Below are 465 nucleotides of genomic sequence, written 5' to 3'. Positions count from 1 at the left end.
TCTCTATATAAATCGGTTTTCTTCAAATACTTTTCTTTTTCATTCTTATTGGTCGTATAATCTGCTAACCACCCGTAGCAGGCACGATACGTCTGATAATAAGATAACCGAGTCCACTCATTCAATTTTTTAGGATCAATCCTCTCCAACTGTTCAATGGCTTCTATATACATTCCCATTACTCCCATTACCGTAGCACGATTAATGATGATCTCATACTCCAATTCCGGGCGGTTCAACAATGGAAGGATTTCCATCTCACGGTTAATATAATATAAGGACGAGTCTGCCTGATAATGCAAATAAGCACCAAAAAGAGAGGCATATAATTCATATTTTCGAACAGGATCAGTAGAATGGGCAAGTTCTAATTTCAAGTTATTAATCTCTTTCTCTTTCCGAATCTGGAAAGTCTCTTTCTTGCTTATAACTTCATCCAGCTTTTTAAGAGCAGCCGCATTATCC

General features: G+C 37.2%; 1 pseudogene. It reads right to left on the bottom strand.

Annotated elements, in window-relative coordinates:
* Positions 1-465: pseudogene (locus AB5935_RS26710) on the bottom strand (hypothetical protein); the annotation flags it as partial.

The sequence above is a fragment of the Phocaeicola sp. RTP21198st1_B8_RTP21198_201120 genome (genome assembly GCF_040929485.1).
GTDB classification, from domain to species: Bacteria; Bacteroidota; Bacteroidia; order Bacteroidales; family Bacteroidaceae; genus Phocaeicola; species Phocaeicola dorei.
The sequence above is the reverse complement of the archived record's forward strand: the minus strand, read 5'-3'. Positions and strand labels throughout refer to the sequence as shown.